Origin of the sequence: Mycobacterium sp. (genome assembly GCF_032162105.1) — a bacterium.
GTDB lineage: Bacteria > Actinomycetota > Actinomycetes > Mycobacteriales > Mycobacteriaceae > Mycobacterium.
On the sequence record NZ_JAVRPS010000597.1, the window covers coordinates 1 to 4,351 of the forward strand.

The following is a 4,351-nucleotide window of genomic DNA, read 5'->3' on the forward strand; positions in this document are numbered from 1 at the left end:
GAGAACGTCGCCGACGGCGCGGACATCCGCGACTACCTGACCAACACCGCGCGCAAACACGGCATCGATCAGCACATCCGATTCAACACCCGCGTGCAGTCGGCCGAGTGGGACTCGACCACCGACACCTGGACGGTGCGCACGGAACAGGACGGTCCAGACGGTCGGGCTCAGAAGCTCTACCGTGGCCGCTTCCTGTTCTGCGGCACCGGCTACTACAACTACGACGAGCCCTACTCGCCGGAGTTTGCCGGCATCGAGCAGTTCGGCGGCGACGTGGTGCACCCGCAGTACTGGCCCGAGTCGCTCGACTACACCGGGAAGAGGGTGGTCGTCATCGGCAGCGGCGCGACGGCGATCAGCCTGATCCCGGCGCTGGCGCGGAAGGCGGCGAAGGTGACGATGCTCCAGCGCTCGCCGACCTACATGATGTCGATGCCGCGGATCGACCCGATGGTGCAGGCCATCCGGAAGGTGTTGCCGCGCAAGCTGTCACATTCCGTGGTGCGGGTCCGCAATGCGCTCATTCACGTGTCGATGTACTTCCTGTTCCGTAAGGCCCCGAAGTTCGCTCGGTGGCTGATCCGGAACCGGACGATCGCCGCCCTGCCCGAGGGTTACGCCGTAGACGTGCACTTCAAGCCGCGCTACGACCCGTGGGACCAACGCATGTGTCTGGTCCTCGACCACGATCTGTTCGACCACATCGGCGATGGCCGTGCCGAGGTGGTGACCGACCACGTCGACCACCTCGACGCCACCGGCATCGTGCTGAAGTCGGGCGACCGGATCGACGCCGATGTCATCGTCACTGCGACGGGCCTACAACTGCAGGCTCTTGGCGGCATCTCGGTCAGCATCGACGGCGCGGAGATCAAGCCCAACGACCGGTTCGTCTACAAGGAGTACCTACTCGAGGACGTGCCGAACATGGCGTGGTGCATCGGCTACACCAACGCGTCGTGGACGTTGCGGGCCGACATGACTGCGCGTGCGGTGGCGAAGCTGTTGGCCTACATGGAATCTCACGGCTACACGCACGCCTACCCGCATCTGGGCCAGGCCCTGATGAAGGAGAAGCCGACCTGGGATCTGGACGCCGGCTACATCCAGCGCGCACCGCACGCGCTGCCGCGCTCGGGCACCCGGCGGCCCTGGCACGTCCGGCACAACTACCTGCTCGACGTCGTCGACCATCGCTTCGACCGCATCGAGGAGTCCATGGTGTTCGGCCGGGTGTCCGTCCCGGCCGTGCAGTCGGCCTGAGTTACGGCGTGCGCAGAATCGCACCCGTTCCGAGCAATTGGGTGGCTGACAGCCCGAACGTGGCCTTGAAGCGGTCGGCGAGGTGTGACGGGCTGGCGAAACCGGAATCCACCGCGGAGGTCGTCAAGTTCTTCCCTGCGGCGATGGCCGTCCCGGCAGCCACCAGCCGAACCCAGAGTCGGTAGCGACGCAGACTCGTCCCGGCCTCGTCGCGGAACAGGTGCAGAAACCGCGACTCGGAAAGTCCCGCCTCGGCGGCCAGTTCCCGCGACGACACCGTCGTGGCCGGGTCCGCGCGAATACGGCCTGCGGCGAACACGATGCGGGGATCGATGACGCGCTCGACCGCCGGCGCGGCCAAATCCAGCCAGCGGCAGGCGCTTTGGTCGTCGTCCGGGGTGAACAACAGCCGGTCCCCGGCGGCGTGGTGAACGCCGATGCCGTCGACCCACTGGCCGAACTCGTGGCGGCACGAGTCCGCCCGATCCGACGTCGGCTCCAGGTAGCAGGACACCAGTCGGCCGCCGTGGCAGATGAGCTGATGGGTCAGTCGCGGCGGGATGAGGACGCTGTGCGCATCGCGTGTCTTTCCGTCGGGGGTCAGCACCGTGAGCGGCCGGTCGACGCCGACGGCCAAGCACCACACGGATCCCGAATGCGGCGCCAGATTCAGGCTCGGACCGGCGTAGAGCGCCTGGCCTGGCCACAGCCAGATCGACGAAGAGCAGGTTTGTGGAAGCGCCGACGCCACTTCTAGGACCATGCTGGCCTCCTACGTGAACTGGGACAGGAGGCTACCGTGGCCAGCGTTGTCGGCACAGCGGTCATCGTCGCAATAGGTGTGTTCTTCCTCGGCATGGGCGTCTATGCACTCGCCGCCCCCGCGATGCTGGTGCGGCCGTTCGGCATCACCCTCGAGCAATCCACATCGCGGTCGGAGGTGCGCGCCGTCTACGGCGGATTCGGCCTGGCGATGGCAGCGGTGCTGACGTACGCGGCCGTGGCCGCAGGCCCCCATCGAACCGGCATCCTGCTTGCCGTCGGTGTGGCGCTGGCGGGAATGGCGCTCGGCCGCCTGGTTTCCGCCGTGGTCGACGGCCGGACCGCGTTCTATCCCAACTGGTTCTACTTCGGCGTCGAAGCCGTTGCCGCCGCTGCGCTGCTGATCACGGCGTGACCACGTGCCCGGTCGGCGGTTTGCGCGATGCCTGCCGATCCGACTGGCAGAAAGACGTCGGACCGCTTGATTACTGCCAACGGGCGATCAATTTCTGCCAGCGGAATTAAACCTCTGACCTGCTGGTTTGAGTAGTCAGATCGGCGAGAAAGGCCTCCCGCCGACAGACCCAGAACATCAGAGAAACGCACAGAAGAGGGATCATCATGAAGAAGTCGGTATTCGCTACCATCGCCGGAATCACAGCCACTGGGTTCGCCGCAGCTCTGTTCGGCTTGGCCGCCCCCGCCAACGCGGGCATCGACCACCAGCAGTGGATCAACGACATCCAGCATCACGCCATCGTCGGGTCGGCCACCTCGACCGTGGGCAACGGACGCTGACCCACCCACACCAAGAAGGGGCACCCATCAATTGGGTGCCCCTTCTTCGTGCCGCCACCCCCCTTGCGACTTGGGCGCGGAAACCCTCGCTGAGCGGGCTGTTGCGGAATCGCGTGTCGTATTGAGCGTCTGATCTGCGGCTCGTGGAGAATGTGTTGGTGGCCAAGGGTTATCGACCGGTAGTGCGTGATCAGTCGTTCTTGTTGCCGCCGGACATGCGGGAGTGGCTGCCGGCGGATCATTCGGTGTGGACGTTGATCGGGATCGTGGAGCGGCTGGACACCTCGGCGTTTCACCAGCGCCGACGCACTGGCGGGGTGGGCCGGGCGGGGTATGACCCGGACATGTTGGTGACGCTGCTGATTTGGGCGTGGTCGCAGGGGGTGCGGTCCTCGCGGCGGATCGAGCGGGCGTGCGCCGATGTGGTGTCCTATCGGGTGATCTGCGCTGGTGATGGGCCTGATCACGTGACGATCGCGCGGTTCCGCGCCGACAATCACGCCGCGTGTGAGCAGTTGTTCGGCCAGGTGTTGGTGTTGGCCGCCCGGTTGGGGTTGGGCCGGTTGGAGACCGTGGCGCTCGATGGGGTGAAGATCGCGTCGAATGCGTCGCTGTCGGCCAACCGCACCACCTCGGGGTTGGCGAAGGCCGCCGAGGCCGAAGCGGCCCGGATCGCCAAGGCTGCGGTGGCCGCGCACGAGGCCACCGACGCCGAAGAGGACGAGATGTTCGGCGAGGACAATCCGGGGTCGGTACCGGCCGAGTTGGCCGATCCCGCGGTGTTGGCCGAGCGGATCGCCGAAGCACTCGCGCAGCCGGACCCCGACGCGGCCACCGTCGAGACGCCCGCCGATCCCGCTGAACCCGAGGAGCGGCCACCGTCGGCGGAGTCAATGAAATGGCAACGGGTTGAACATGATCGGTTGGGGCGCATCGTTCAAGCCCGGGCCCGCATCGACGCCGAGGTCGCCGCCGGGCGGGCCGAGCGCGAGGCCATGGTGGGCCCATACTTGGCGCGCATCAGCGCCGGGGAGAAGATCATCGGCCGGATCCCGGTCGAAGCGCAGGTCGCGTTGGCCGAACGGCGGCTGGCCCAGACGATCGCCGCCTACCAGGCCAAGCTGGCCACCCGCAGTCGGCGGGGCCGCCCACCGGTACCGGTGGAGCAGCATAACCGGGTGCGTACCGCCCAGGCCCAACTCCAACGGGCCCGCGCCGCCGCCGACACCGCCCAGGCCAAGGCCGAGGCCGTCGAACGCGTGGCCAACATCACCGACCCACAATCACGCATGCAGCCGCTGCGCGGTGGCGGTTGGTTGCAGGGCTACAACTGCCAGGCAGTCACCGCGGCCGACGGGCTGATCCTGGCCACCGACGTGGGGACCAGCCCAGTCGACAATCAGTACTTCCGCGACATGGTCGACAAGACGGTCAGCGCAGCAGACGTGATCGCCCGCCACCGACCACCGCAGCCCTGCGATGAGGCCGAGGCAGCCTCGATCGGGATCCTGCTCGCCGACGCCGG

Annotated in this window: 5 protein-coding genes; 4 read left to right on the forward strand and 1 reads right to left on the reverse strand. The window is 67.1% G+C overall.

Translation table 11 applies throughout. The annotated features are described in order from the left end of the window. A partial coding sequence (locus tag QOC69_RS30495) for a flavin-containing monooxygenase (protein WP_526446249.1) occupies nucleotides 1-1,266 on the forward strand: 1,266 nt, incomplete at its 5' end. Between the two features lies 1 nt (nucleotide 1,267). On the opposite strand, the gene QOC69_RS30500 is transcribed toward QOC69_RS30495, so the two are convergent. Beyond that, entirely contained in the window at nucleotides 1,268-2,029 is a 762-nt protein-coding gene (locus QOC69_RS30500) for a helix-turn-helix transcriptional regulator (protein ID WP_526446250.1), read from the reverse strand. Between the two features lie 36 nt (nucleotides 2,030-2,065). On the opposite strand from QOC69_RS30500, the gene QOC69_RS30505 reads away from it, so the two are divergent. The 3 genes from QOC69_RS30505 to QOC69_RS30515 all read left to right on the forward strand — a co-directional run. Further along, nucleotides 2,066-2,443, forward strand: a complete 378-nt coding sequence (locus QOC69_RS30505; protein ID WP_526446251.1) for a DUF4345 family protein — start codon at nucleotides 2,066-2,068, stop codon at nucleotides 2,441-2,443. A 206-nt stretch (nucleotides 2,444-2,649) separates the two neighbouring features. Continuing rightward, complete coding sequence (locus QOC69_RS30510; protein WP_526446252.1) at nucleotides 2,650-2,826, forward strand: hypothetical protein; 177 nt, start codon at nucleotides 2,650-2,652, stop codon at nucleotides 2,824-2,826. A gap of 152 nt (nucleotides 2,827-2,978) precedes the next feature. Continuing rightward, nucleotides 2,979-4,351, forward strand: a 1,373-nt coding sequence (locus QOC69_RS30515) for a transposase (protein ID WP_526446253.1), incomplete at its 3' end; no start/stop codon positions are given.

What these genes read in the sequence shown, in the direction of transcription:
- QOC69_RS30510 (WP_526446252.1), top strand. Translation starts at nt 2,650, where the DNA reads ATGAAGAAGTCGGTATTCGCTACCATCGCCGGAATCACAGCCACTGGG.
- QOC69_RS30500 (WP_526446250.1), bottom strand. Translation starts at nt 2,029, where the DNA reads ATGGTCCTAGAAGTGGCGTCGGCGCTTCCACAAACCTGCTCTTCGTCG.